Genomic DNA, 23,441 nt, shown 5'->3' with positions numbered 1-23,441 from the left:
CGTGATAGTTTAAAAATACTTTGTTGGATCAAAGACATTTCTTGCTGGTTTCTTCTCTTGGTAATCAAGTCCAATTTTGATTCTAGGTTTATAGGTCTTCACATCGGGCTCTGCCGGTTCGAGATCCAGACCAGGCTCTATATTAAACAAAGCGTAATTGGTATACCCTTCCCGATCCTCTAATTGGTGAACACCGCCGTAGCTAACGCCATCATATCCAATGTCACTGCAACAAGCACCGATGTAGTTAGGTAGCAGGTATGCGGACTTTAACTGGTTGCTCTCTTCATTAAGTTCACTGAAGAAACCTTGGAATGCAGGATCAAACGAACCCAAATCAAAAAGCCGCAGCCTCTTTTTTGTAATCTTGAACGTGGCAATATCCAGCACCTGGTCATGTGCAGGATTAATTTCGTAAGGTACAGCTTCTACGTGATCTGAAACATACAAAACAGAAACACCAATAAAATTATACCGTCCGTGTGAAGTTTTCCCTTGGGGTGCCGACCACATTTGCTCCATGTCATATGGCTTCCTTGAATCAATTGTTCTTGTTCTGCCACGGTACAGTTCAATCTCATTCATACGAAGTGTTGCATATGCTTGGTCATTAAAGTGTTTTAGAAGTACATTGTAGATAGCTACACCTGTTTTATCTTTGTACGCTAAAAGTGGTTGCGTTCTAAGTGTTTCTCTAAAGGCTAACAGGTCTGATAGCGAAATCTCCTCTTCATATCGTTTAGCGAAATTGGAGAACTCCTCTGCATCAAATTCGCTATCTTCTCCATAGAAATAGTTTACTTCCTTTGTAGTATACACATCATGATTTGCTTTAAATATACCGCCACTCGGATTATTTCCAGTTTCAGGATCTCTTCCATAATGGCAACTCGGGCACTTCATTAAATCGAGAAAGGTTCCAATTAGGCTATCAGGAACTTCACACCACTCTAAATATCCAGCGGCATCATAAGAACTTCCACCCAAATCAATGGGGGAGCTTTCAAATTTGTCACTGTTATAACTCGCCTCCATGTATCTAAGTTCATTACCATGACAAAATTCGCAGCCACCAATATTTTTTGATAGCTCGTCTGCTAAACTGTACAACATCCGAATAGGTACCGTTATGGAATGATATGCTTCTTCAGGCTCAATTTCACTGTTGCAGACCTCACAGTCCGGAGCTTCATCATCTTCAAGCTCTGCTGGTTCAAAAATATAGTCCTGTACATATTTTTGATACGGCTCAATGGGATAGCTACGTAACTCAAAAAATTCAAAAATCTCATCCCCGCATGAAGAACAAACTGTACACCTCATTAAATCTAAAGCCATCAGTGAATCCCCTCTTATCCTTCTAAAATGATTGGAACCGAACAATATATTCTATTTTAATGTATGAGCATTTCATATGTATAGGCACGCATCAGCAAGAGCCAGCACTCATTAATGAGCGCTGGCTCTGCATGCTCCTCTTCAGTTATGAACCTTCAATCACTTTGTCTTCAATAACTGGAGCTGGAATTTCTTTAATTTCGACAGATTCTTCTGAAGTCATTTTTTGAATCTGCATTGGCATCGAATCCAGATACTTATATTCCTCCGTTTTGGTTGAGTTTGTTACAATTTCCCCATTTTTATCTTTCATAAAAATTTCACGTTTCGTAGGCAAACCTGTCTCTAAATCAATTGTTACTATTTCTTTATGGAGATCGTCTTCGGACACAGCTTGTTGTTCATTACTCTCTGCAAGAGAACGAGCTTGTGCTCCTTTAGGCTCCAGCACGGTCCAATTCTGCTTTTGTAACTCTTGTTTTGCATTTTCTAGCAGTGAAATCTGGAGCAACTTTTCATTTTCAGCTGCAATATTCTCAGGCATCGTCCAGGTATTCCCAACCAATTTTCCTGATTCAAAATCACGGCCGTATGAAGTGATTTTCTTCCCGCCATCTTCCACGATCAATTTGCTGTATATTTTGTTATCACGGTACTCCTCGGTGATTTCAGTCAAATTGACTCGATCTCGATAACGGACGATATACGATCCATCTTCTAACGTTTCTTTAATATACTCTACTTTGGCTTGAGTTGCTTTTTGTGCTGCGCTCTCAACGTCACTCTGAGCACTAACAACTGTCGGTTGGCTGAGATAGATATACCCCCCGACCGATGCAAAGGCTAGTGGTATAGTTAGTAGTGATGCCCAAATTTTTTTCTTCACAGTTCAGTTCCTCCTCTTATTGATTCAGTATATATTCTTGACGTATCATTCCGCTTTTAAGTTCCAGCCATTTACAAATCCGCTATAAAAATAACCTTGTGCATCGGAATCACCTTGAGAATCTTGCATCCTCCATGCATTAGGATTGCAAGGCGAAGCCTGTAATTCCGAATCAAAAGCTTGTAGGTAATAATTTTCCTGTGGGAAATGTCTAATTAAACCACTCAAATTGCTACAGTCACTCGTATACATGCTAGTTGCTCTACTGGTTTTAGCTACCGCTGCGTAATGGTAATTGAAAACCCTATTGCCTACATTATTATAAAATGCGGCCCACCCTGAAGCAGCATTAGCATAGTATCCGATGCTGGCACTTGGGTAATACAGTCGTGTCCATGTGAAATCACCACCATTTGTAACACCACAATCAGCAGTTGGACAATATTCCACCAGATCGGTTCCTTGGCTCACTTGGGCAATGACAGGGTATGCAGTTCCGGGGCCACTTCGAATGTTCAAACCTGAAGCTTTAACATCCCATACATTAACCTTTTTGCTGTACGATACCAGCCTAGCATCTGCTTTTCCTGTTGGTACATAGAAAGATACAAAAGCGAAGATGAATAAGATAAATAATTTACCACATAAGCTAGTACATTTTTGCACAACTACATTCTCCTTCCAGTTTTTAATTATTTGAATTTTATCATATACACACCTCAAATTTGTTACATTTTGTAATAAAACATCAAATTATAGAATCGATTACTTTTTCCCTTTCAGTATTCGGTTTCACTTTAGTGCTGCGATCCAAACCTCATGTTGATATTTTAACGTGTCTCTCTCTTCCTGGTATAGATCTCTTAAATAATCCAATCTACGATGCCCTTCCATCAAGTGAAAGGGTTCTCCCCATGAATTGAATTTCAAGTTATTCAGAACAATGATTGGTTCTGGCCATGTCCGATGCTCAAGCATATAATCCGCTAACCAATTTTCCATATCGTCTTCATTCTCGTAGACGTGATATCCCATACCTCCAAGTTCTTCACCATTAAATAGTCTGATATCATTATATATTTTATCACTACTCCACGATTCTTTTACGAATCTCAGATTTTCCATTCCTAATTGAATATATTCATATGACGGATTGTAATGTGAAGTGCGACACCTGCAGGAAATAACTGGCTTCTATAAATGCCCTAGGACCGATCGTAATCTCTATCATTGGTGCGCTGATATTTGGAATAGAATACCGCAGCTATACGCTCAGACAATTATGGGTTAAAGGCTTGACGCGTTTAGAAGTGCTGCTTGCAAAAGTTATGGCTATATTTACATTTATACTTTTGTTTATGTTGCTGACAATCCTTGTTGGAATGATGTTCAGCTATGTCACTCCAGCTGTTTTCGATCTTCCCATGGATTTAGTAAACACGAAAATAATAACGATTAAAGATTATTCTCTACAAATGTTAGGTTCTATCATAAGTCTATTATTGTGGGGGATGTTTGCAGGTTGCATCAGCGTTTTGATCAAAAGTTTAATGGCGGGCATCATCGTTGGTTTTATCTACCCAACCATTGAATCATCAGTGTTCCATAGTTGGTCTGTAGGGCAGTATTTACCTTTATTTATTCAAAAATCAATGCTCCCTATTTTATTTAGAGATACGGCTTATGGAGGAATTGTATCATTCTACGATATGCCTAACATTTATTCTGTAACTAAAAGCATGCTGTTTACCTTAGCGTATACAATGTTTTTCCTGTTAGTAACATGGGTTGCTTTAAAGAAACAAAGGACTCTCATGCCATAGATGCTTATACCACTTCCCTTGTGCTCCAAAAATGGGCTACAATAATTACCAGTAAAGAGTTAACTTATGCAACAAACTGTGCTAAACTGGAGATAATAAAAAAGAGCAAGGATGCGCTAACATCCCTACTCTTTATAACAGCCGCTTCTAAGGGCGGTGGCTGTGCATAGGTATCTGAAATAGACCATTACCTTAGCGGGGCGGTCTATTTCTTTTTGTTTTGATTATCAAACAATAAGGAGATTTGAATTAATTTAAATTTTATGAAACTACCTTGCAAACAATCATTTGACTTTGCAAAGGAATAAAATATGAATTTTTTGGCAATGTATCCTAAAATGATGTAGAAAGAAAGAGGGGGGTGCATGCTGTGAGTGAACCGATGCAGATCAAAGATCGAATTGAGCGAAATAGACAGGAGTTACGTCGCTTGGCGGAGAATCATGGCATGCAGGATAATAAAGTCCTCGAGCAGTCCATGGTTTTGGATGAATTGATCAATGAATATTACCGGTTTCAATATAAAAAGCGTTATATGAAGAGACAGCCGACTGCGTAATGCAGTCGGTTTTTTGATGTAATAAAAGGAATGCTTTATATGACTTAGCTCAGTTCGAGCCATCCGTTTTAATGAGTAGCTTACTTGGTAGCTTTCTACAGATACGGGGTACTAAACATTCTCCGCTGGATGATTTAATGGAATGTACAGATGTTTTTTGTTTTTCAAATTAAAGTATACAATTTATTTATTTTCTTGTGTGAAATATCGCCTCTTGGTTTATATATAAACTGTTTACAATAGGATTATTATTTAGATTTATTTATATTCAATGAATTATTTTATTCAAAAAAAACAAAAAAGGAAAATTACGAATAATAAAGTATATTATTAAGAAATTAGTTTTTTTAGAATAATCTATGTGTGGATGAATTGTCATGAAATAGAGGTGGGAGGAACCAAAGTGAAAGTGATGAGAGTTAATTTTTTGCTGTTGGTCATGCTCATGCTAATACTGACAGCCTGTAGTAACAAAGAAATAGAAGAAAGTAAAACCATTAAAATTTTATATAGTTCGTATGCTGATTTCAAAAGAGATTATGGAAGTGTAATTAATGAACAATCTAGTAATACAACTATAGAAATCATAGAGTATAAAAGTAGTTTAGGAGATGGCATATGGGATTCTATGAAATACATCCCTGTGAGTGGACAGAATTGGGACGTTAAAAAATACATAGAGATAGTTAAAAAGGAAAATCCAGACATTTTATTTTTCCCATCAGAGATCTTTTCAGAACTACAAAATGAAAATTTATTAAATGAGCTTAACATGTTATTTACAGAAGAAGATTTTACAACAGGGATTAATGAGAACTTATTAGCTACACTGAATGAAATGGGAGGGGGGAAGATTTATGCATTCCCTCAGGCTATGACGGCACAAGCATTATTTTATAATAAGGATGTATTCAAAAAGTATGGGATACCTGAACCAACAGATAAAATGACCTGGCAAGAATTATTGTTGTTAACACAACGTTTCGCAGGTATACCTGATCTCAAGGGTATGTACACTCCCTATTATGATTATGCTGATCTTTTAACTGAAATGGGTAAGGCAGATCAACGCAGATGGTATGATGCTTCACGCAATGAAATTCATCTTGGGACGGATTATTGGAAGCGTTTGATTTCTAATGAAGTAAGTGCATATTCCAGTGGTGGAATAGATGTGAATGGAGGGGTTCCAATTGATCTATTCATTTCTGGGAAGATTGCAATGATACTTGAAACTCCCTATTTTATGAGACAAATCCAGAGTAAGAATCAAGAGGTTAGCTGGGGGGTTGTAACAGAACCAGTAGGTACAGAAAATTCAGACATCAGTACAACTATAACTTATCCAATTCTGAGTGGAATAAGTTCTAATACTCAAAACTATGCTGCATCCTCTGAAATTTGGAAGCAATTAAACAGTAAAAAAACAGCAGAATTGCGTTCTAAATCAAGTATTGAAAAATTCACTATATCTGTAAGACAACTCAAGTCAGGTGACGATCAAGATGTTTTTTATCTCTTGAATCCATCGGTTAGTGTACTTACAGAGAGAAAATCTTTAAATGCGGAAGTGAAGCAAAAGACAGATATGATTATAAATAAAGGCTTACAAGATGCGATTATAGATTCAGGTAATTTAGATTCAATTATTGATAGAATGCAGGAGGAATTATCACATGCTTTATATACAGAAAAAGAAAAATAAAATGTTTGTTTATGTATGTGGTATTCTCATACTTAGTTTATTGACGAGCTGTGGTTTACTAGATAAATCTGTTGATAAAAAAGAGCCCGAAATGAGTATGGAACTCACTGTTTTGACTCCTCAAAGTGAGGAATCCTTTTACCAAATTTATGGAAATCATATTATGAGTAAATTCCCAAATATAACTTTTAAAGTTGTTTCATCTAACAATGATAGTTTATATGATTCAGATAGCTTTTTTGAACAGAGTCATCCTGACCTAGTTATTTCTTATCTACCAACATTCAGAGATCTACGTGATCAAGAACTTATTGAAAACTTAAGTCCTTTTGTTCAAGACTCCAACAACTTAGAATTGGATAAGTATTATAATCAGATGGAAAAGGTTCTCTCAAACGAATCTGGAGATCTCCTTGGATTGGCACCTCAGGTAGTCGTTTCAGGAATTTTTTACAATAAGAATTTGTTTGATTCTTTACAGATTGATTATCCAACAGATCAGATGGATTGGAACCAAATACTGTCCCTCTCAAGTCGATTTGCAAAGAGCGGATGGTTTGGACTTGAAGGTGGGGAAGCTACTCCTCAACACATAATTATGGCTATTTTGTCTACCAATAAAGTTAAATTAGTTGATGATCAAAAAAAAGAACTTCTCTTTAATAAGAAAGATTGGCTCACTATGATTGAACTTGTAATGAATTTGATGAAGCAAGAGAGTTTAGTTGAAGGCACTGGAGAACAGTTTTTAGAAGGTAGAGCAGCTATGTTATCTTCAAATATCAGTATCATACCTGAATTACAGAAAAAAAATGACTTTTCATGGGGAGTTACAAGCTATCCAGCCGATTCATTTAACCCTAACTTGAACTCAGGTCTGCAATTTAATCATGTGTTTGCCATAAACAAAGAATCATCAAACAAGCAAGATGTGTGGAATGTTATCGCTTACCTAATGAGTGAGGATTCGGTGGAGCCGCTTCAATCACAGGATTTAATAGGGAGTATATCGACCTTGAATTCAAGATTAGGCAATTACGGCGGCATTGAGATTAACCAACTAATTAATAAAACAATAGATACAAGAAGAGGGTATTACGATGATCTTTCGCAGGAATTTCAGGATGAATTTGGCGAAATGCTGAAATCAGTTTTGAACTCTGGTGTAATTAATGCCAAAAGTACAGAACAGGTCTATCAAGAAATAGTAAGTCAAGCAATTAATATCTATGCGAAGGAGAAACTAAAAAGTGAATGATCATAGAAAGTTTTTGAAGAGTGTAAACACTACTTACGAAATTGGAGAATACATTCCAATGAAGATTCAACTTTTCCAAAACAAAGATTCAATAGATATGTCTTGGATTCATGACACTTTATATGGGAGTACACTATTTTTTTTGAGTAGCGGCTGTAAAGCATGTGATATTGAACCTATAAAAAAAATAATGCAGTTTTTTATGAGGGCCCGACTCGAGAAAATGAAGAATATTGTATTGAATTTGAGATAATAAGGGATAGGTCAAGAATGATACCAATAGCAAAATAGAATGTTTTTCCTGATAAGCCTGGGAGATCAAGAAAAAATGGAAACCAAGAAGCCGACCGCAATGTTGTAGTCGGCTTTTCGTATTATCAGGTTAGTGGGTAATCGTTTTGATTTTGAAGGCTGAAAAGTATGCTGTAATAACTCCGAAACTGGCTGGAGTGATTGCAGCTTGAATGAACGAAGTTAGAGAATTTTATGGAAAAATCTCACGAATTTGTTCGTACTACTAGAAAAAAACGAGGTTCAGCCTATTAAATACATATAGCCATAGCCTCCATTCTGGTGGAGGTTATTTAGTTTGTTCGAAAAAAACATTAGCCAAACTGAAAATCTTTGATAAACATTGGCTAATTTGTTCCATACGGTATGCTAAACTCCCCCCCAAAAAAAATCCCACGTATCTGCCTCAATCTTCATCTCTTCTTGAAAATTCGAACCAAATCCAGAGCTTACAGGATAGCAAATGTGGCTCTAAACTGGATATGATGACCTCAATTTGTTTTGGAATGAAGCCATTAGAAAGAACCTTTTGAACGATAGATCGGATCAAAGCATCAGGTCTAAGCATCCGGGTTAAACCTCAGCGAAGCATCGGATTGAAAGATCTTATGGAATCACGGCAAGGTCTCAAACAGTTCAACGAGGAGGGATATATGAATATGATCAAAAGGATGCTTGACTATGTTTGGAGACTTCGTTCCATTTCAAAAAGCATGAATCTGCACTCCAGGCTGCTGCTTCTCTTCCTGGCACTGACGCTGCTGCCGCTAAGCTTGCAGGGGGTGATGAGCTACGCGCATTTTTCGCAGACGCTGGATCGCAAGACAGAGCAGTTTACCATCGATATGGTGCGCCAGATCAACACCAATCTGAACCGGATGCTCAAGGACTTTGAGCGTTTATCGCTCTTGCCGCTCTATGACCAGACGGTGCTTGATATCTTACGGGAGTACGACGGACCGATGGGTTCAGGGACGTGGGCGAAGTCGGATGATTATCTGAAAATGAAGCTGTACACGTCAGCTCAAGCCTATGACCGCCCGGAGATTCGGGGCATTCATCTGCTGAGCAACAGCGGTATTCTGTTCTCCAATCTGGACTCGCTCGCGGTGAAGCCGGTCTGGGACGGGAGTCGGGAGAGCTGGTTTGCCGAGCTTAGGGATACGGAAGGGAAGTGGCGCCTGCTTCCTCCGCATGTCCCCGGCTTTTACGCAGGTGAGCAGGAAGTACAATACATCACTGTAGGTAGAGAACTGCGTGATCCGGGCACGCTTCGGCGGCTGGGTTATATTTTGATTGATATTCGCCCGGAGGCCTTTGGGCAGCTGCTGTCCAATCTGAATTTTGAGCAAAAGGCAAGCCTGATGATTGTGGACAGCCAGCAGCGTCTTATTTTCGAGCGAGCTTCTACAGAAGGGCTGTTTGCTTACGGGCCTTTATTATCTCAGGGGAAATTTAAGAATGATGCAGATAACCAAAAGGTAGAACTGGATGGACAGTCCTATCTCCATGTAAGGCATGTCTCGGGGTATTCCGGGTTGTCGGTGATCAGCCTGACGCCCATAGCTGTTATACAGAAGGAATCCAGGGAGATGCTTACCTTCACCATGGGACTGGCGCTGTTATGTATGGCGGCTGTAGCGACCCTTGCTGTGCTGATATCTTACAGGGTTACCCGCCCGCTCATTCGCTTGAAGCATCACATGATTCGTGTGGAGCAGGGTGATTTCAGCCAGCGGGTTGCCCATTACAGCAATGACGAGCTTGGTCAGATCAGCCGAGGGTTTAACCGTATGATGGAGGAGATTCATCGCCTGTTCCGTGAAGTGTATTTACTCGAAATTCAGGAACGGGAGGCAGAACTGTCGGCACTGCAGAGCCAGATTAACCCTCATTTTATATACAACACGTTGGAGTCCATTAACATGATGGCTATCCGTGAGAGACATGCCGAGGTATCTGCAATGGTGACGGCGCTTGGCAAGCTGCTGCGATACACCATAGATAAGGCGGATCGCATGGTGCCCCTTCGGGATGAGCTGGCATTTGTCGATGCCTATGTGCGAATTCAACAGGTGCGTTACAACGGTGAACTGGAGATCATCTATGACATTGAAGAGGAGGTTCATGACTGTCCGATTCCCAAGCTGCTGCTGCAACCGCTGGTGGAAAATGCAATCTGCCATGGGATTGAAGGAAAGCTAACTGGCAGTAGCGAGGGCGGCATAATCTGGGTTTCTGCGGTGTTATTTGATCAGGAGCTGCTAATCAGTGTGCGGGATAACGGCAAAGGCATGGAGCAGGACGAGCTGGATCGCTTGAATGCTTCTGTCTCTGGACAGGTCATGGAGCAACCCCAACCCAGCAATTCTATTTTGCATCGCCACGCCGGGGATAGTCTGGGGCTGCATAATATCGCTCAAAGGCTTCGTTTGATCTATGGGGAAGACAGCGGACTAAGTGTTGATGGAAGCCCTGGACAAGGGCTGGTTGTGACATTAGCCATTCACCTTCAACCGAAAGGGGATTAGAACAGATGTATAAAGTGCTGCTTGTCGAAGATGAGACGGTGATCCGTCAGGGATTGCGGGAGCTGATTGTACAGGCCTCACCCCAATTTGAGGTGGTGGGGGAAGCGGCAAGCGGGGCCGAGGCGCTGCAGGTGCTGCGCTGCGAAGTGCCCGATGTATTAATCACCGATATCCGCATGCGCGAGATGGATGGGTTGACGCTGGTTTCGCTGGCAAGAGAGATGTACCCTGATCTGCTGATACTTATCATCAGCGGGTACGGGGAGTTTGAATATGCACGCAAAGCGATGGAGCACGGGGTATTAAGTTATCTGCTGAAGCCAATCGAACGTCATGAGCTGGTAAAATGTGTGCAAAAAATGCAATCGCTGCTCGACCGTAAATACGGCCGCTCTACACTTCCCATACCAGAATCCTCTTGCGCAGCAGAGCCGGATTACGGGGAACCTCGCAAAATTATTCGAAGCGTGAAGGAGCACATCCATCAGCACCCCGATGGTGATCTGCGGCTCCAGACGATGGCTGCGCTGGTCAACCTGAACCCGACCTATTTGAGCCAGCTGTTCAAAACCGAGACAGGCATCAATTACTCGGATTATATTGCGGATGCAAGGATGGAGCGAGCCAAATGGCTGCTGGTCAACACCGGACTCAAAATCTATGACGTTGCCCGGTTATCCGGGTACCAGAGTCCAAAGCATTTCATGCTGGTGTTCAAGCAGCAGATGGGGTGCACGGCAGGGGAGTATCGTGATGGATACAGCACGAAAAAACCTCTTTAAATTCCGTACCATTTCTGCAACTCACATGATTTAGGAGCAAGCAGCGCTTTCGATATACTGGGGTGGCACAGGAATACCATAACGTCCTTAAGGGGGATTTTCATGAAAAAAGCAGGACTGACGCTGATTCTCTTACTTATGATTACCGCGCTGATCGGGTGCACAAGCAGCGAAAAGGCGGGTAACTCTAACGCCTCTGGCGGAGAGAGCGACAAGGTAGAGCTGAAGTTCATGATGTGGGGCAACCAGGCACACATTGATGTGTACAACAAGCTGATCGATGGCTTTACAAAAGAAAACCCGGGCATCAAGGTAACGATGGAATCTGTACCCTTTGCCGATTATCAGCAGAAAATCTCAGTGCTTGCCGCTGGAGGTTCGCTTCCCGATCTGGCCTGGGTATCGGAACGCATGATACCACAGTTCAAGTCCAATCACATCCTGGCCGACGTGTCGGCGTTCAAGGATGATGCACAGTTCAAGCTGGACGATTACATTCCCAGCACGCTGGATCTCTTCCGTGAGGGAGATCAACTGTTAGGCTTGCCGTTTTCTACACCGCCGGTGGTGATGTTTTATAATAAAACGCTGTTTGACAAGGCCGGGCTGACCGATCCGAACACGCTGGCTGCCAAAGGAGAGTGGACGTGGGAGCAGTTTGAGGCATCTGCCAAAGCGATTACCAGCAAGGATGCGGCGAATCGCATCTATGGGGCTAACTTTTTTCGGGACTGGAAGACTTGGGCGGTGCTTTCCTCTTACTCCTGGTCGAATGGAAGCGGGCCATTTAATGAGGATATGACAGCGTTTACGTGGAATGATGAGTACGGTGTACAGACCTTTGCCATGCTGGAGCGTATGATGTTTACCGACGAATCCCACCCGAAAGCGGGAGAGCAGGTGAGCTTTGATGCTGGTAATGTGGGCATATTCTTCGATAACTACAGCTATGTGTCCAAAGCAAGGGAGATCAAGGATTTCGAATGGAGCATTGCACCTATGCCGTCCGGCTCACAGGGCAGTGTACCGATGCTGGGGCAGGCGGGGTATGCGATGTTTAACGATAGCAAACACCCGGAGGAGACGAAGAAGCTGCTGAAGTATTTTGCCAGTGAACAGGGCACTCAGGCCACCGCGACGTATTTTGTGCCTGCACGTACATCGGTGCTGAACTCCGACGCCTTCATCCAGCAGCCAAACAATCCGAGCAAGGAGCATATCGTGCAGGCTGTTATTGATGAGATGCCAAAAGCGCGGCTGATTCCGGGGCATATTCGCTGGCAGGATATTGATAATGCGGTGCTGCAAGGATTTGATCGGTTATTCGCTCGGACAGCGGCTCCCGAGGATAATCTCAAGCAGATGCAAGTTGAGGTACAGCAAATACTACAGGACTGAAAAGGCAGTGAATGCAGTGACAAGTCGTAGAAGAGACATAACTAGGACAAAACCGACAACCAACCAAACCAACAACTGTAACAGGGGAGAACAAGCAGGATATCGTGGAGAGATGAACAGATCGTAACAGACCGTAGAAGTGGTAACAGATCGTAAAAGATCGTAAAAGATCGTAAAAGGAAAGTGAGGAGCGGCCCGAGCGGACAAAGCCCGGCGCCTGTTATGCAAAAGATACAGCTGCCACAGAGGACGGAACAGACACAGCAGAAGAACAGACACAGAAAACGAGACAGACACAGGAGACGAAACAGGCACAGGAGGTGCAGGTTATGCAGAATTCGCAAAAGGTTGATCATCTCTGGGATAGAGAGGATATTTCAAAGACGGCGCGATTACAGACGATGCTGGCTCACAAGCCGCTGTCGCTCATCGTCAGTCTGCCCGGGAATGATCTCACACTGGCTCGGGCAGCATTGGAGGAAGGCGCGGATGCACTGAAGGTGCACTATAATGTGGGGCATCGCGCCAGTGGAAACCATTTTGGTCCATTGGATGAATACACCGAGGTATTTCGTGCGATTCGCTCGCAGTTCGAAGGACCGTTGGGCGTAGTGCCATCAGGGAGCATTGAAGGAACACGCAGGGAGGATGTGGAGCGCCTGGCCGGTCTGGGTTTTGACTTTTATTCGATCTATGCGCATCATCTGCCGTCCTTTATGCTGCATGATCCGGGGCTGGAAGCTACGTTTGCCATTAACGATGCTTATGATGTGTCTCTGGTGGAATCGACTGCACATTTTGGTTTTACTGCGCTGGAGGCCTCGATAGTACCGGGAGAAGAATACGGTACCCCGCTAAGCTTCGCAGATGTACTTCACTATAGGCAACTTGTTCTGAAGGCCGGGGTGCCGGTATTGGTTCCTTCCCAGCGCAAGCTGGTATCGGAGGATGTGCCCGTGCTGCATCATAGCGGCATCAAGGCTATTATGCTCGGGGCCATTGTCACAGGTAAGACGGAGGAGCAGCTGCGCAGAACCGTGAGCAGCTTCCGCAATGCGATAGATCGTCTGGGGCAAAAGGGACCTTCGGGATCGAAACAGTCTATTTCTGAATCGTTGGCTGCTGGTCATTCTGGCCCAAAATCATCTTTTGCTGGACATATGGACCCTTCTGATCCTGTGGAATTTTCGGAAAGATCAGGTTCAGGGAGGGACGGGTCGTGAGCCGCTCTAACAAGCTGAGGCGCGGAGGGCCGCTTGCCAGAGAGGCCCAAATTGCCGGGTGGCTGTTTATTTCACCGATGGTGCTGGGCTTTACACTGCTGCTCTTGTTTCCGATGGGGCTTGCTTTTTATATGAGCCTGACGGATTGGCCGCTGCTCGGGGATCATCATTTTATCGGACTGGACAATTACCGGGCTATTATGACGGACGCTATGTTCTGGGAAGTGCTTGGCAATACGGTTTACTTTACGGCAGGTCTGGTACCGCTGAATATTGCACTGGCTTTGCTGCTCGCTTTGATGCTTTCCAAAAGCATTCGGGGGATTGGTCTGTTCAGAACGGCTATTTTTGTGCCAGTCATGACGTCATTAATTGTCTGGGCCATCGTGTGGAAGCTGATGTACGCGACAGAGTCGGGGTTAATTAACCAGCTGCTGATGATGATTGGCATCAAGGGGCCAGCCTGGTTATACGATCCTAATCTGGCGATGCCGGCGGTCATCGTGACCAGTGTGCTAAAAAATGTCGGGCTGAATATGGTGCTGTTCATTGCAGCACTTCAGCAAGTCCCGCGTTCTCTGTATGAAGCGGCGACACTGGATGGCGCGGGCAGAAGGTCTTCTTTTTTCAACGTCACCCTGCCTATGATTACGCCGACCGTATTTCTGACCGTAGTGATGACCGTCATTGGCTCGCTTAAAGTATTTGGACAGATTTATGTGATGACCCAAGGCGGGCCGAGCAACAGCACGAAGGTTCTGGTCTATTATATCTGGGAAAAAGCGTTCAAGCTGTTTCAGTTCGGCTATGCCTCGTCCCTCGCATATGTGCTGTTCCTGATTGTCCTGATTCTGACGCTGCTGCAATGGCAGCTTCGAAAGAGGTGGGTATTTGGTGAAGGCGATGCCTAGTTTGACAGGCCGGAGGTTTGGTGCCGCTGCGGGCACATATTTTGTACTGACAGTGATTTCACTTATTATGATTGTTCCGTTGATCTGGATGATCTCGACATCCCTCAAGGAACCGCAAAACATATTTACCTATCCGCCGCAGTGGATACCGGACAGCTTGCAATTTCAGAATTATATCGATGTGTTTCGATTGATTCCATTTCACCGTTTTTACGGGAACAGTGTGTATATCTCTGCCTTAGTGGTGCTTGGGACGGTGTTTTTTGCCTCCCTTGCGGGCTATGCCTTTGCCAAGATTCCGTTTAAGGGACGGAATGTCGTCTTTCTCATTCTGCTGAGTGCAATGATGATTCCGCATGAGGTAACGGCGATTCCAATGTTCTTGTTTATGCGGCAGCTGGGCTGGATTGATACACATCTTCCGCTGATTTTACTGCCGATCTTTGGTGCTGGGGGTGTATTTGGCATCTTTGTGATGCGGCAGTTCTTCATCACGGTGCCTACCGAGCTGGAGGAAGCGGCCATGATTGACGGCTGCAGTCGGTATCGGATTTATGCGCAGATTATGCTGCCCCTGGCCAAGCCGGGGATGGCGACGCTGACTATTTTTACATTTGTGACGAGCTGGAATGAATTCTTTGATCCGTTGATTTTTATCAATTCGAGAGAGCTGATGACGCTGCCGCTGGGATTGTCCCTGTTTACGGATGAGGTGGGCACAGCCTGGCAGTATTTGATGAGTGCTACGGTGATGGCGACCGTGCCGCTATTGATCGTATTTTTCCTGGCGCAGCGTCGTTTCATTGAGGGTGTGGCGATGACGGGGCTGAAGGAATAGGAGAGATGACAGAATTGAAGAAGTGGATTGGAAGCACTGAAGAAGTAAGTGGATTTGCAGAGTTGATGGTAGGTGGATTGGAAGAATTGACGGTAAGCGGGGTGAGAGGATTGATAGTAAACGGAGTGAGGGGATCAAAGGGCAGTAGTCAGGATGTAGTTAGAAGACATGATTGAGGAAGTCGGTTAGGAAGGCAGGATCAAAGGAGCAGGTCAGGAAGGGAATCGTGAAGGAGTACAAGTCATTGGTGAGAAGTGGCAGCGGGGAACGGATGTATGCAAGTGAGCGCGACGCAAGCATCGAAATGAGGGGGCAGCATATCGTGAGCGTGCGGAGCAGTACATCCAGTGGAAGTAGAAGAAGCTGAAGTAGAGGAAGTAGGAGTAGGAGTAGGGAGTAGAAGTGGAAAGGGGAGGTAACATATGGGTGAGCATAAGCGTGTAAAAAGGGAGACAGCGGATGTAATCGTCGTTGGCGGTGGTCCAGCAGGGATAGCGGCGGCGATTGCCGCAGGAAGGCAGGGTGCTCGCGTTGTGCTGGTAGAACGCTACGGCTTCGTAGGCGGGATGTCAACGGCTGCTATGGTTTATCCATGGATGACGTTTCATACCGAACAGGGTGAGCAGGTCATTCGGGGGATTGCCCAGGAGATTGTAGATCGCTTGCAGGCATGCGGAGGTTCGCCGGGGCATCTGCGGGATACGGTGGGTTTTGTGCACAGTGTGACACCATATGATCCGGCAGTCTATCAGGTGGTTGCGTTAGAGATGCTGGAGGAAGCGGGTGTGCGGCTGTTGCTGCACAGCTTCGTGGATGGCGTTGCCGTGGTAGATGACCGGGTAGAAGCTGTGCGAGTGACGAGTAAATCCGGTCAGCTGGAGCTTCAGGCGGATGTATTTGTCGACGCAAGTGGTGATGCGGATGTGGCCTATCTGGCTGGCGCTGCGGTCGCACAGGGACGGGATACGGACAGTCAGTCTCAGCCGATGACCATGAAATTTCGCATGCGCGGTGTGAATCTTGAGCGTGTGAAGCAGTACATGCAGGAGCATCCTGAGGATTTTTACGAGAAAACGCCCTTTGCCGAGCTGGACACGATCCCGCTAACGGGTGTGAGCGGCTTCTACTCGCATTGGAAGAAAGCAGCGGTGCCGATTCAACGCGATCAGGTGTTATTTTTTACCGGTCCGGCTGAAGATGAGGTGTTAATTAACTGCACCCGGGTACAGGGGCTGGATGCTACAGATGTTACAGATTTGACAGTGGCAGAGCAGGAAGGACGAAAGCAGGTGTTACTAATTGCCGAGTTTCTGCGCCGTGACGTTCCGGGGTTTGAGCGGGCTTCCATCTCGGCTGTTGCACCGCAGATTGGTATTCGTGAATCCAGGCGTGTAATTGGGCATTATGCGCTGACGCAGGAGGATGTGGTTGCAGGTCGGAAGTTCGACGATGTGATCGCCAGAAGTGGCTACCCTGTTGATATTCATGATCCATCCGGGCAAGGCGTGACAGCGGCGTTTATCCAGGGTGACGGAGCGTATGACATTCCATATCGCTGTCTCCTTTCGCAAAATATAAGCAATCTGTTGGCTGCAGGACGCTGTATCTCTACGACACATGAGGCCCATGCGACCACCAGACTGACCCCAAGCTGCATGGCAACAGGAGAGGCCGCGGGCACAGCGGCTGCTTTGGCATTAAAGCTGAAGCTTGCTCCTGCAATGCTGCCCATATCGCTGTTGCAGACGGAGCTGCGACGAAGTGGTGCAGCGATCTGAGTTGTAGCGATGCGAGTTGTAGTGATCCGAGATAAGAACGAGATGAGAGCGGGATGAAAACGGGATAAACATGATGAGTGGTGTGGAATGGTGAGAGGCGGGAGGAGCTGAGGGAGGACGAGGTAAAGAATCAAGGAAGGAACGAATGAAGGAACGAATGAAGGAACGAAGGAATGAAGGAAGGAATGAGCAAAGAAGAAAGAATGAAAGAAGCAGAAAACGAAGGGAGGAAGAAGCAGAGAACGAAGGAAGAAACAATGAGCAAAGGAATGAGACAAGCGAAGAACGAGACAACCAGTGCAACCAGTGGGAGTAGCGGAACGCTAACGATTCCCAGAAGCCTTATTTGGGCAAAAAAGTGGGCATAAAAAATCTAACGATTCCTAGCAACGTTATTTCGCTGAAAAGTGGCCGAAACTCCTGTGAAATGGGGATAATCAGCGAAATAAGCTTTGTACGAATCGTTAGATTTCAAAACACCTGCAAACGGGCTAAATAAGGTCATCTCGAATCGTTAGAATTCAAGCCTGCTACCTTATCACCCTCTCCTTTCTCACTAGTTCATACGTGCTTCAAGCCTTCTTGCAACGATGGAGAGGGAGTAGTTGATGATGAAATAAAGCACTGCTGCCAGCAACAACGCCGGGATAATGTAATCGAAGCTTTGACCACCAAGGATCTGAACATTGCGCATCAACTCCGGCAAGGAGATAATGATGGCCAGTGACGTATCCTTGAGCAGTGAGATGAACTGGCTGACCATTGGCGGAGACATGCGGCGCAGAGCCTGTGGCATAATGATGCCGCTGAGTGTCTGCATGTAGCTTAGGCCGGAGGAACGGGCAGCTTCCACTTGACCGCGCTCTACTGATTTGAGCCCGCTTCGCACAATTTCTGCGATCATGGCGCCTTCAAACAGACTCAGTCCCACGACTGTGGACCAGAAAGCTGGCATTTTGATACCAAGCTGAGGCAGTACGATATGGATAAAAAAGATGATTAGCAGCAATGGCAGGTTCCGAATGGTGTCCACGATGATGGCGACAATCTGTGAAAGGACGGGAATACGTGTATAACGCAGCGTACCGAGCAGTGTACCTAGTATAAAACTGAATACAATGGATAACCCCGCGACTTGCAGGGTCACCCAAAATCCTTGCAGCAGGAAACGAAGGTTAGGCCATTCATAGGCCCCGCTGAAATCCATACATCAGATGCCTCCTTCGGTGAGCGATATCAATTTCGATGAGTGCCAAAGCGAAAGTCCAGATGGCGAATCGTTTAATTCAACAGATTGCAGCGGATGAACGGTATACCGATGACAGTCACTTGGATGAGTCAAAGATAGGCCAAAGATGAGCCAAAGATGGGCCTAAGATGAGTCAAAGAAGAGTCGAAACATGCTGTTCAGTGATGGAGTTGAGAAACGATGTCCAATGATTGACCACCCTTGATATGAAGCAGGGCACAGCGTGCAGCTCCCAGCACGCTGTGCGATAAATCGTAGCAACCTGGGATTGGAAGCAGGCGGCAGCGTAAAGAGCACTGCAATCATCCTCGATTTAGCCTCATAGCCTTATTCGTCATCGACCCATTCATCCTACATCGTAACCTGCCCCGCGGGTTTGTTCTTGCCAGGCTTGCCTTTGGGTCTGCGTGCCTCTGCATCACTCTGTCCAAATCTGCGTTCCATATAATGCACCAGAAAGCTGAGCGGTAAGGTCAGCGTTAGATAGAATAAGGCAACAATGGTGTATACACTTAACGGCTGGAACGTATCCGAGTTCACAATGTCGGCAAAATACATCAGGTCCATACCGGCTACAACCGCCAGGATGGAAGAGTTTTTGACCAGATTGATAAATTGATTGCCGATGGAGGGCAGTACAATTTTGATGGCCTGCGGCAGAATGACCAGGTTCATGGCCTGGATATAGGACAGCCCGGAGGACCGTGCCGCCTCCAGCTGCCCCCTCGGCACGGTCTGAATACCTGCCCGAATCGCTTCCGCGATGAAAACAGCTGTGTAGATCGTTAACCCCAGTGTGCCCGCCACAAATCCATCCAGAGATATACCCAGCGAAGGCAGTCCAAGATAGAAGAAAAACACAACCAGCAGCAAAGGAATGTTGCGGATAAACTCAACAAAGGCAGTACCAAACCAGTTCAAAGGTTTGACTGGCGAGATGCGAAAGATCGCTAGAATGGCTCCCAGCACAAAGCTGCCAATCAGGGCCATCACACTAACTTGAATCGTATTCAGAAATCCTTCAATAAACCGGTCGGAGTGCCTGAACAGTACGCTAAAATCCAATGTGCCCATAACAAGAGCCCCCGTTCTTCCAGTTTAAAAACGTTACTCAGGCTTGCTGCCCAGCCACTTCTCATGTAGCGTGTCATACTCGCCGCTGTCCTTCAGTTCTTTCAGCATTTTGTTAACCTCTTCGACAAAGGCCGTGTCTCCTTTACGGATTGCCATGCCATACGGTTCACTGGTAAAATTGCCGCCAACCAGCTTGTAATTGTTGTCTGACTGCTGCATACCGATCAGAATGATATTGTCGGTTGTCAGGGCTTCGCCTTTACCTGCTTTCAGTGCGGTGAAGGCATCCTGGTAGTTGTCGTACTCCAGCACCTCGGCCTTCGGTGCCTTTTCGCGAATGTTTTGTGCCGACGTGGAACCTTTCACGGCAAGCACCTTTACGCCATCCAGGCTCTCCAGCCCGACGATGTCACTGTCGTTTTTCACCAGCAAAGATTGTCCTGCCTCAAAATATACATCACTGAAATCGACCTGCTCCTTACGCTCATCCGTGATGGTCATCGTGGCAATGATAATGTCGATATCTCCGTTCTGCAGCATCGGAATACGTGTTTTGGATGTGACCTCCTTCAGCTCCACCTTTGTTTCATCTCCGAGGATTTGCTTGGCCAGCGCCTTCGCTATATCAATATCGAAGCCTTCCACATCTCCGCTCGCCGGATCTTTGAGCCCGAACAATTTGGTGTCGTATTTCACACCTGCGATGAGCTTGCCCCGTTCCTTGATCTGTTCGATCGTTCCTTTGGCTTGTGCATCGTCCCCGCCGCTTGCAGAAGGTGTATCTGTGCCAGAGTTACAGCCTGACAGAATAAGGGAGAGCATCAGAAGCATCATCAACGTCAAAGACGGCCATTTCAATATATTTTTTAGTTTCATCCGTTTAAGACCCCTTTCGAAATTAGATTAAATCCTGCGAAACAAGATTGAAATCCTCATGAACAGAAAATTAATGATGGATCAGACGGCTAAGGAACTGCTGCGCTCTTTCTTCTCTGGGATTGTCAAAAAACTCCGCCGCGGAGGCTTCTTCCACAATCCGGCCCTCGTCCATGAAAATAACCCGGTCGGCTACCTCACGGGCAAAGCCCATCTCGTGTGTAACCACAACCATCGTCATACCGTTATGGGCAAGGGAACGCATGACATCAAGCACCTCCCCGATCATCTCGGGATCAAGGGCTGACGTGGGTTCGTCAAAAAGCATAATTTTGGGCTCCATCGCGAGCCCTCTCGCAATGGCTACACGCTGCTGCTGTCCACCGGACAACTGGGAAGGGTAGCTGTCTGCTTTATCGGCAATGCCGACGCGCTCCAGATATTTCATGGCTGTTGCTGCTGCCTGGGCTTTGGGTTGTTTGCGTACTTTTACGGGTGCAAGAGTGATGTTGTCGATGACTTTTTTGTGGGGATACAGATTAAAATGTTGAAATACCATGCCGATGTCGCGGCGGAAGAGGTTGATATCCACCTTTTTCTGATGTAAGGGAATGCCGCTGACGATGAGCTCGCCGTCGCTAATGGTTTCCAGTCGGTTGATACAGCGGAGCAGTGTGCTTTTGCCAGAGCCTGAGGGTCCGATAATGACCACGACCTCTCCTTCTTCGATACGAAGATCAATATCTTTGAGGACGTGGAAATGGCCAAAATGCTTTTGGACACTTTTGAATTCAATCAAGAACACACACCCTTTCTACAATGGATAGTAAAAGGAATAAACAGGAAATATTGCAAAGTAGTTATTTAATCATACATAGTCATCCTGCCAATAGCAATTAGTCTGTGATAAAACATGACATAAGTAATGGTTTTTATAGGGCTATAGCCATTAAATACGTTATATATGTGTTAAGTAATCAGAAAACTTGTGACGAATCATGACAGAAAAATGAATCAATAGTTCTAAATGAATTACAAACATTGGAATTGGAGTATATTGTATACTTTAATTGGTGTCCTTTTTCTTAATCAGAAAGGCATATATATAACAAATAACATCAAGTTCACCCTGTACATGGCAAAAAAGCTCAACCTTGCACCAGCATGCCGTTGATATGATGGAACGAGATAACCACAGTAGAGAGGATGATTATGCACCATGAACATATATCAATCCCCAATGTCTGCAGGATCAGGCAGCGTGTCTGATATTCAGGCTTATGAAGTGACACTGCCTGTTATTCCTGAACGTGAGTATCACATTACGGAGTATGGTGCTGTTGGAGATGGCGTTACGGATAATACAGAGGCATTTCGCCTCGTTATAGCTGCATGTGCCGATGCGGGTGGAGGCCGAGTTATCATTCCTGCTGGAGTGTGGCTTACCGGTCCTATAGTGCTTCGTAGCCGGATTGAACTGCATGTAGAGGCCGGGGCACTGGTCACCTTCAGTCGGAATTTTGACCAATATCCGCTGATTGCATCAAGCTTTGAGGGCTGGCAGGCTGTACGCTGTCAATCTCCCATTGATGCCGACGGACTCGAAGATATTGCGATTACCGGGGAAGGCGTCTGGGATGGAGGCGGTGAAGCCTGGCGTCCGGTTAAACGCTCCAAAATGACGGCTTCCCAGTGGAAGAGATTGCTTGCTTCAGGCGGGGTTGTAGAACAGGCTGGTGAAGACGAACAGATCTGGTGGCCTTCACAATCTGCGCTTGATGGCGTAGCGCTTGCCGAGAAGCTGCACAGGGAGAAGGTTCTTGATGTCGCTGCGTATCAAGGCATTCGGGATTTTCTGCGTCCAAACATGGTCAGTTTGCGCCGCTGCATACGGGTTTTGCTGGACGGGCCGACGTTCCAGAACTCACCTGCCTGGAATCTGCATCCTTGGGCATGTGAGCATGTAACCATTCGTAATGTGAGTGTACGGAACCCATGGTTTTCCCAGAACGGAGACGGGCTGGATATTGAATCCTGTCGTCATGTTCTGGTGGAGCAAAGTGTATTTGATGTGGGTGATGATGCGATCTGCATGAAGTCAGGCAAGGATGCGGAGGGGCGTGAGCTTGGAGTGCCTTCGGAATACGTCACAATTCGGGATTGCACGGTGTACCATGGTCACGGCGGTTTTGTGATCGGAAGTGAGATGTCGGGCGGGGTCCGGCATGTACGGGTGATGGATTGTACGTTTATCGGTACGGACATCGGTCTGCGTTTCAAGAGCGCACGTGGGCGCGGCGGTATTGTAGAAGATATTCAGATCGAGCGTATCTATATGAAGGATATCATTATGGAAGCGATCTCGTTTTCCTTTTTCTATGCCAATCAGGAAGGTTCTGCACGGGGTGGTGATCTGGCCCAGGAGGTCAGTGAAGAGACACCGATCTTCAGAGACATTCGAATCTCGGATGTGGTCTGTGCTGGTGCCGATACGGCTCTGTTTGTCAGCGGGCTGCCAGAGATGCCTCTGGATAGTGTGAGCATTGAAGGTTATAGTGTTGAAGCTCGCACCGGTGTCCAGTGTGCCCAGGCCAAACATTTGCAGATTACGAATCTTCAGGCCCGTATTACGGAAGGCCCCCTGATTCATCTGCACAATTGCAAGGGTGCGGCACTGGAGGGCATTCACGGAGTGGGAGCCGATGGCAGGCTGCTGCTGGTAACCGGGCTTGATTCTGCAGGTATTGTATGCCGGGAAGCTGATGCAGATACCGAAGGTCGGCAGATCTCGGTGGGGCCGGAAGTACGAAATGGCGTTATCATTCGCAGATAAATGCTTCATCGTTGTAAATAAACAGCCGTAGCTCCAGAAGAGGGGTCGCTTCTTCGTGAGTGAAGAGCGGAATCTGCTGGAGCTTGGC

22 protein-coding genes are annotated in these 23,441 nt (G+C 45.6%); 15 read left to right on the top strand and 7 right to left on the bottom strand.

Translation table 11 applies throughout. From position 1 onward, the window contains the following. Positions 1–9 precede the first annotated feature (9 nt). From ACQSGY_RS22525 to ACQSGY_RS22515, 3 genes are all read right to left on the bottom strand, one after another. Complete coding sequence (locus ACQSGY_RS22525; RefSeq protein ID WP_427180860.1) at positions 10–1,338, bottom strand: RES family NAD+ phosphorylase; 1,329 nt, start codon at positions 1,336–1,338, stop codon at positions 10–12. 145 nt (positions 1,339–1,483) lie between these two features. Further along, positions 1,484–2,224, bottom strand: coding sequence for a hypothetical protein (locus ACQSGY_RS22520; protein ID WP_427180859.1), 741 nt, complete (start codon positions 2,222–2,224; stop codon positions 1,484–1,486). 45 nt (positions 2,225–2,269) lie between these two features. Next, the gene (locus ACQSGY_RS22515) at positions 2,270–2,890 is read right to left on the bottom strand and encodes an SH3 domain-containing protein (protein WP_427180857.1); all 621 of its coding nucleotides are present in this window, start codon (positions 2,888–2,890) and stop codon (positions 2,270–2,272) included. Between the two features lie 521 nt (positions 2,891–3,411). Here ACQSGY_RS22515 and ACQSGY_RS22510 point away from each other — a divergent pair. From ACQSGY_RS22510 to ACQSGY_RS22445, 14 genes are all read left to right on the top strand, one after another. Then, entirely contained in the window at positions 3,412–4,047 is a 636-nt protein-coding gene (locus ACQSGY_RS22510) for an ABC transporter permease (protein WP_427180964.1), read from the top strand. Between the two features lie 370 nt (positions 4,048–4,417). Beyond that, positions 4,418–4,606: an aspartyl-phosphate phosphatase Spo0E family protein gene (locus ACQSGY_RS22505; protein WP_229729946.1), complete on the top strand. Its 189-nt coding sequence runs from the start codon at positions 4,418–4,420 to the stop codon at positions 4,604–4,606. Positions 4,607–5,018: 412 nt separating this feature from the next. Continuing rightward, entirely contained in the window at positions 5,019–6,311 is a 1,293-nt protein-coding gene (locus ACQSGY_RS22500) for an ABC transporter substrate-binding protein (protein WP_427180962.1), read from the top strand. Then, complete coding sequence (locus ACQSGY_RS22495; RefSeq protein WP_427180855.1) at positions 6,283–7,569, top strand: ABC transporter substrate-binding protein; 1,287 nt, start codon at positions 6,283–6,285, stop codon at positions 7,567–7,569. Before ACQSGY_RS22500 ends, ACQSGY_RS22495 begins: the two co-directional genes overlap by 29 nt. 944 nt (positions 7,570–8,513) lie before the next feature. Then, positions 8,514–10,391, top strand: coding sequence for a cache domain-containing sensor histidine kinase (locus ACQSGY_RS22490; RefSeq protein WP_427180853.1), 1,878 nt, complete (start codon positions 8,514–8,516; stop codon positions 10,389–10,391). 5 nt (positions 10,392–10,396) lie between these two features. After that, a complete protein-coding gene (locus tag ACQSGY_RS22485; RefSeq protein ID WP_427180851.1) occupies positions 10,397–11,173 on the top strand; it encodes a response regulator transcription factor in 777 nt (258 codons plus the stop codon). 102 nt (positions 11,174–11,275) lie between these two features. Next, positions 11,276–12,571: an ABC transporter substrate-binding protein gene (locus ACQSGY_RS22480; protein ID WP_427180850.1), complete on the top strand. Its 1,296-nt coding sequence runs from the start codon at positions 11,276–11,278 to the stop codon at positions 12,569–12,571. Positions 12,572–12,900: 329 nt separating this feature from the next. Beyond that, a complete protein-coding gene (locus ACQSGY_RS22475; protein WP_427180848.1) occupies positions 12,901–13,794 on the top strand; it encodes a hypothetical protein in 894 nt (297 codons plus the stop codon). Between the two features lie 77 nt (positions 13,795–13,871). Further along, a complete protein-coding gene (locus tag ACQSGY_RS22470; protein ID WP_427180961.1) occupies positions 13,872–14,705 on the top strand; it encodes a carbohydrate ABC transporter permease in 834 nt (277 codons plus the stop codon). Then, positions 14,698–15,543 (top strand): carbohydrate ABC transporter permease, encoded by an 846-nt coding sequence (locus tag ACQSGY_RS22465; protein WP_427180959.1) that lies wholly within the window; start codon positions 14,698–14,700, stop codon positions 15,541–15,543. Before ACQSGY_RS22470 ends, ACQSGY_RS22465 begins: the two co-directional genes overlap by 8 nt. Before the next feature lie 5 nt (positions 15,544–15,548). Further along, on the top strand, positions 15,549–15,719 hold the full coding sequence (locus tag ACQSGY_RS22460) for a hypothetical protein (RefSeq protein ID WP_427180846.1): 171 nt from the start codon (positions 15,549–15,551) through the stop codon (positions 15,717–15,719). Between the two features lie 50 nt (positions 15,720–15,769). Continuing rightward, positions 15,770–15,910, top strand: a complete 141-nt coding sequence (locus tag ACQSGY_RS22455; RefSeq protein WP_427180844.1) for a hypothetical protein — start codon at positions 15,770–15,772, stop codon at positions 15,908–15,910. Positions 15,911–15,965: 55 nt separating this feature from the next. Further along, positions 15,966–17,321: an FAD-dependent oxidoreductase gene (locus ACQSGY_RS22450; RefSeq protein WP_427180842.1), complete on the top strand. Its 1,356-nt coding sequence runs from the start codon at positions 15,966–15,968 to the stop codon at positions 17,319–17,321. Positions 17,322–17,494: 173 nt separating this feature from the next. Next, positions 17,495–17,689 (top strand): hypothetical protein, encoded by a 195-nt coding sequence (locus ACQSGY_RS22445; protein WP_427180840.1) that lies wholly within the window; start codon positions 17,495–17,497, stop codon positions 17,687–17,689. Positions 17,690–17,877: 188 nt separating this feature from the next. Here ACQSGY_RS22445 and ACQSGY_RS22440 read toward each other — a convergent pair whose 3' ends face one another. The 4 genes from ACQSGY_RS22440 to ACQSGY_RS22425 all read right to left on the bottom strand — a co-directional run bounded on the left by ACQSGY_RS22440 (position 17,878) and on the right by ACQSGY_RS22425 (position 21,319). Continuing rightward, entirely contained in the window at positions 17,878–18,528 is a 651-nt protein-coding gene (locus ACQSGY_RS22440) for an amino acid ABC transporter permease (RefSeq protein WP_216518457.1), read from the bottom strand. Between the two features lie 393 nt (positions 18,529–18,921). Further along, entirely contained in the window at positions 18,922–19,644 is a 723-nt protein-coding gene (locus ACQSGY_RS22435) for an amino acid ABC transporter permease (protein ID WP_427180838.1), read from the bottom strand. Between the two features lie 33 nt (positions 19,645–19,677). Continuing rightward, positions 19,678–20,520 carry a transporter substrate-binding domain-containing protein gene (locus ACQSGY_RS22430; protein WP_427180836.1) on the bottom strand — a complete coding sequence of 281 codons (843 nt, stop codon included), beginning with the start codon at positions 20,518–20,520 and terminating at the stop codon, positions 19,678–19,680. Between the two features lie 70 nt (positions 20,521–20,590). Next, the gene (locus ACQSGY_RS22425) at positions 20,591–21,319 is read right to left on the bottom strand and encodes an amino acid ABC transporter ATP-binding protein (protein ID WP_216518453.1); all 729 of its coding nucleotides are present in this window, start codon (positions 21,317–21,319) and stop codon (positions 20,591–20,593) included. Between the two features lie 420 nt (positions 21,320–21,739). Here ACQSGY_RS22425 and ACQSGY_RS22420 point away from each other — a divergent pair, with 420 nt between their 5' ends. Further along, positions 21,740–23,353, top strand: coding sequence for a glycoside hydrolase family 28 protein (locus ACQSGY_RS22420; RefSeq protein WP_427180834.1), 1,614 nt, complete (start codon positions 21,740–21,742; stop codon positions 23,351–23,353). Positions 23,354–23,441 lie beyond the last annotated feature (88 nt).

This window comes from Paenibacillus sp. TC-CSREp1, from assembly GCF_050171015.1.
Classification (GTDB): domain Bacteria; phylum Bacillota; class Bacilli; order Paenibacillales; family Paenibacillaceae; genus Paenibacillus; species Paenibacillus silvae.
The sequence above is the reverse complement of the archived record's forward strand: the minus strand, read 5'-3'. Positions and strand labels throughout refer to the sequence as shown.

What these genes read in the sequence shown, in the direction of transcription:
- ACQSGY_RS22525 (WP_427180860.1), bottom strand. Translation starts at nt 1,338, where the DNA reads ATGGCTTTAGATTTAATGAGGTGTACAGTTTGTTCTTCATGCGGGGAT.
- ACQSGY_RS22500 (WP_427180962.1), top strand. Translation starts at nt 5,019, where the DNA reads ATGAGAGTTAATTTTTTGCTGTTGGTCATGCTCATGCTAATACTGACA.
- ACQSGY_RS22495 (WP_427180855.1), top strand. Translation starts at nt 6,283, where the DNA reads ATGCTTTATATACAGAAAAAGAAAAATAAAATGTTTGTTTATGTATGT.
- ACQSGY_RS22490 (WP_427180853.1), top strand. Translation starts at nt 8,514, where the DNA reads ATGAATATGATCAAAAGGATGCTTGACTATGTTTGGAGACTTCGTTCC.
- ACQSGY_RS22485 (WP_427180851.1), top strand. Translation starts at nt 10,397, where the DNA reads ATGTATAAAGTGCTGCTTGTCGAAGATGAGACGGTGATCCGTCAGGGA.
- ACQSGY_RS22480 (WP_427180850.1), top strand. Translation starts at nt 11,276, where the DNA reads ATGAAAAAAGCAGGACTGACGCTGATTCTCTTACTTATGATTACCGCG.
- ACQSGY_RS22475 (WP_427180848.1), top strand. Translation starts at nt 12,901, where the DNA reads ATGCAGAATTCGCAAAAGGTTGATCATCTCTGGGATAGAGAGGATATT.
- ACQSGY_RS22470 (WP_427180961.1), top strand. Translation starts at nt 13,872, where the DNA reads ATGGTGCTGGGCTTTACACTGCTGCTCTTGTTTCCGATGGGGCTTGCT.
- ACQSGY_RS22465 (WP_427180959.1), top strand. Translation starts at nt 14,698, where the DNA reads ATGCCTAGTTTGACAGGCCGGAGGTTTGGTGCCGCTGCGGGCACATAT.
- ACQSGY_RS22460 (WP_427180846.1), top strand. Translation starts at nt 15,549, where the DNA reads ATGACAGAATTGAAGAAGTGGATTGGAAGCACTGAAGAAGTAAGTGGA.
- ACQSGY_RS22450 (WP_427180842.1), top strand. Translation starts at nt 15,966, where the DNA reads ATGGGTGAGCATAAGCGTGTAAAAAGGGAGACAGCGGATGTAATCGTC.
- ACQSGY_RS22445 (WP_427180840.1), top strand. Translation starts at nt 17,495, where the DNA reads ATGAAGGAAGGAATGAGCAAAGAAGAAAGAATGAAAGAAGCAGAAAAC.
- ACQSGY_RS22440 (WP_216518457.1), bottom strand. Translation starts at nt 18,528, where the DNA reads ATGGATTTCAGCGGGGCCTATGAATGGCCTAACCTTCGTTTCCTGCTG.
- ACQSGY_RS22435 (WP_427180838.1), bottom strand. Translation starts at nt 19,644, where the DNA reads ATGGGCACATTGGATTTTAGCGTACTGTTCAGGCACTCCGACCGGTTT.
- ACQSGY_RS22430 (WP_427180836.1), bottom strand. Translation starts at nt 20,520, where the DNA reads ATGAAACTAAAAAATATATTGAAATGGCCGTCTTTGACGTTGATGATG.
- ACQSGY_RS22420 (WP_427180834.1), top strand. Translation starts at nt 21,740, where the DNA reads ATGAACATATATCAATCCCCAATGTCTGCAGGATCAGGCAGCGTGTCT.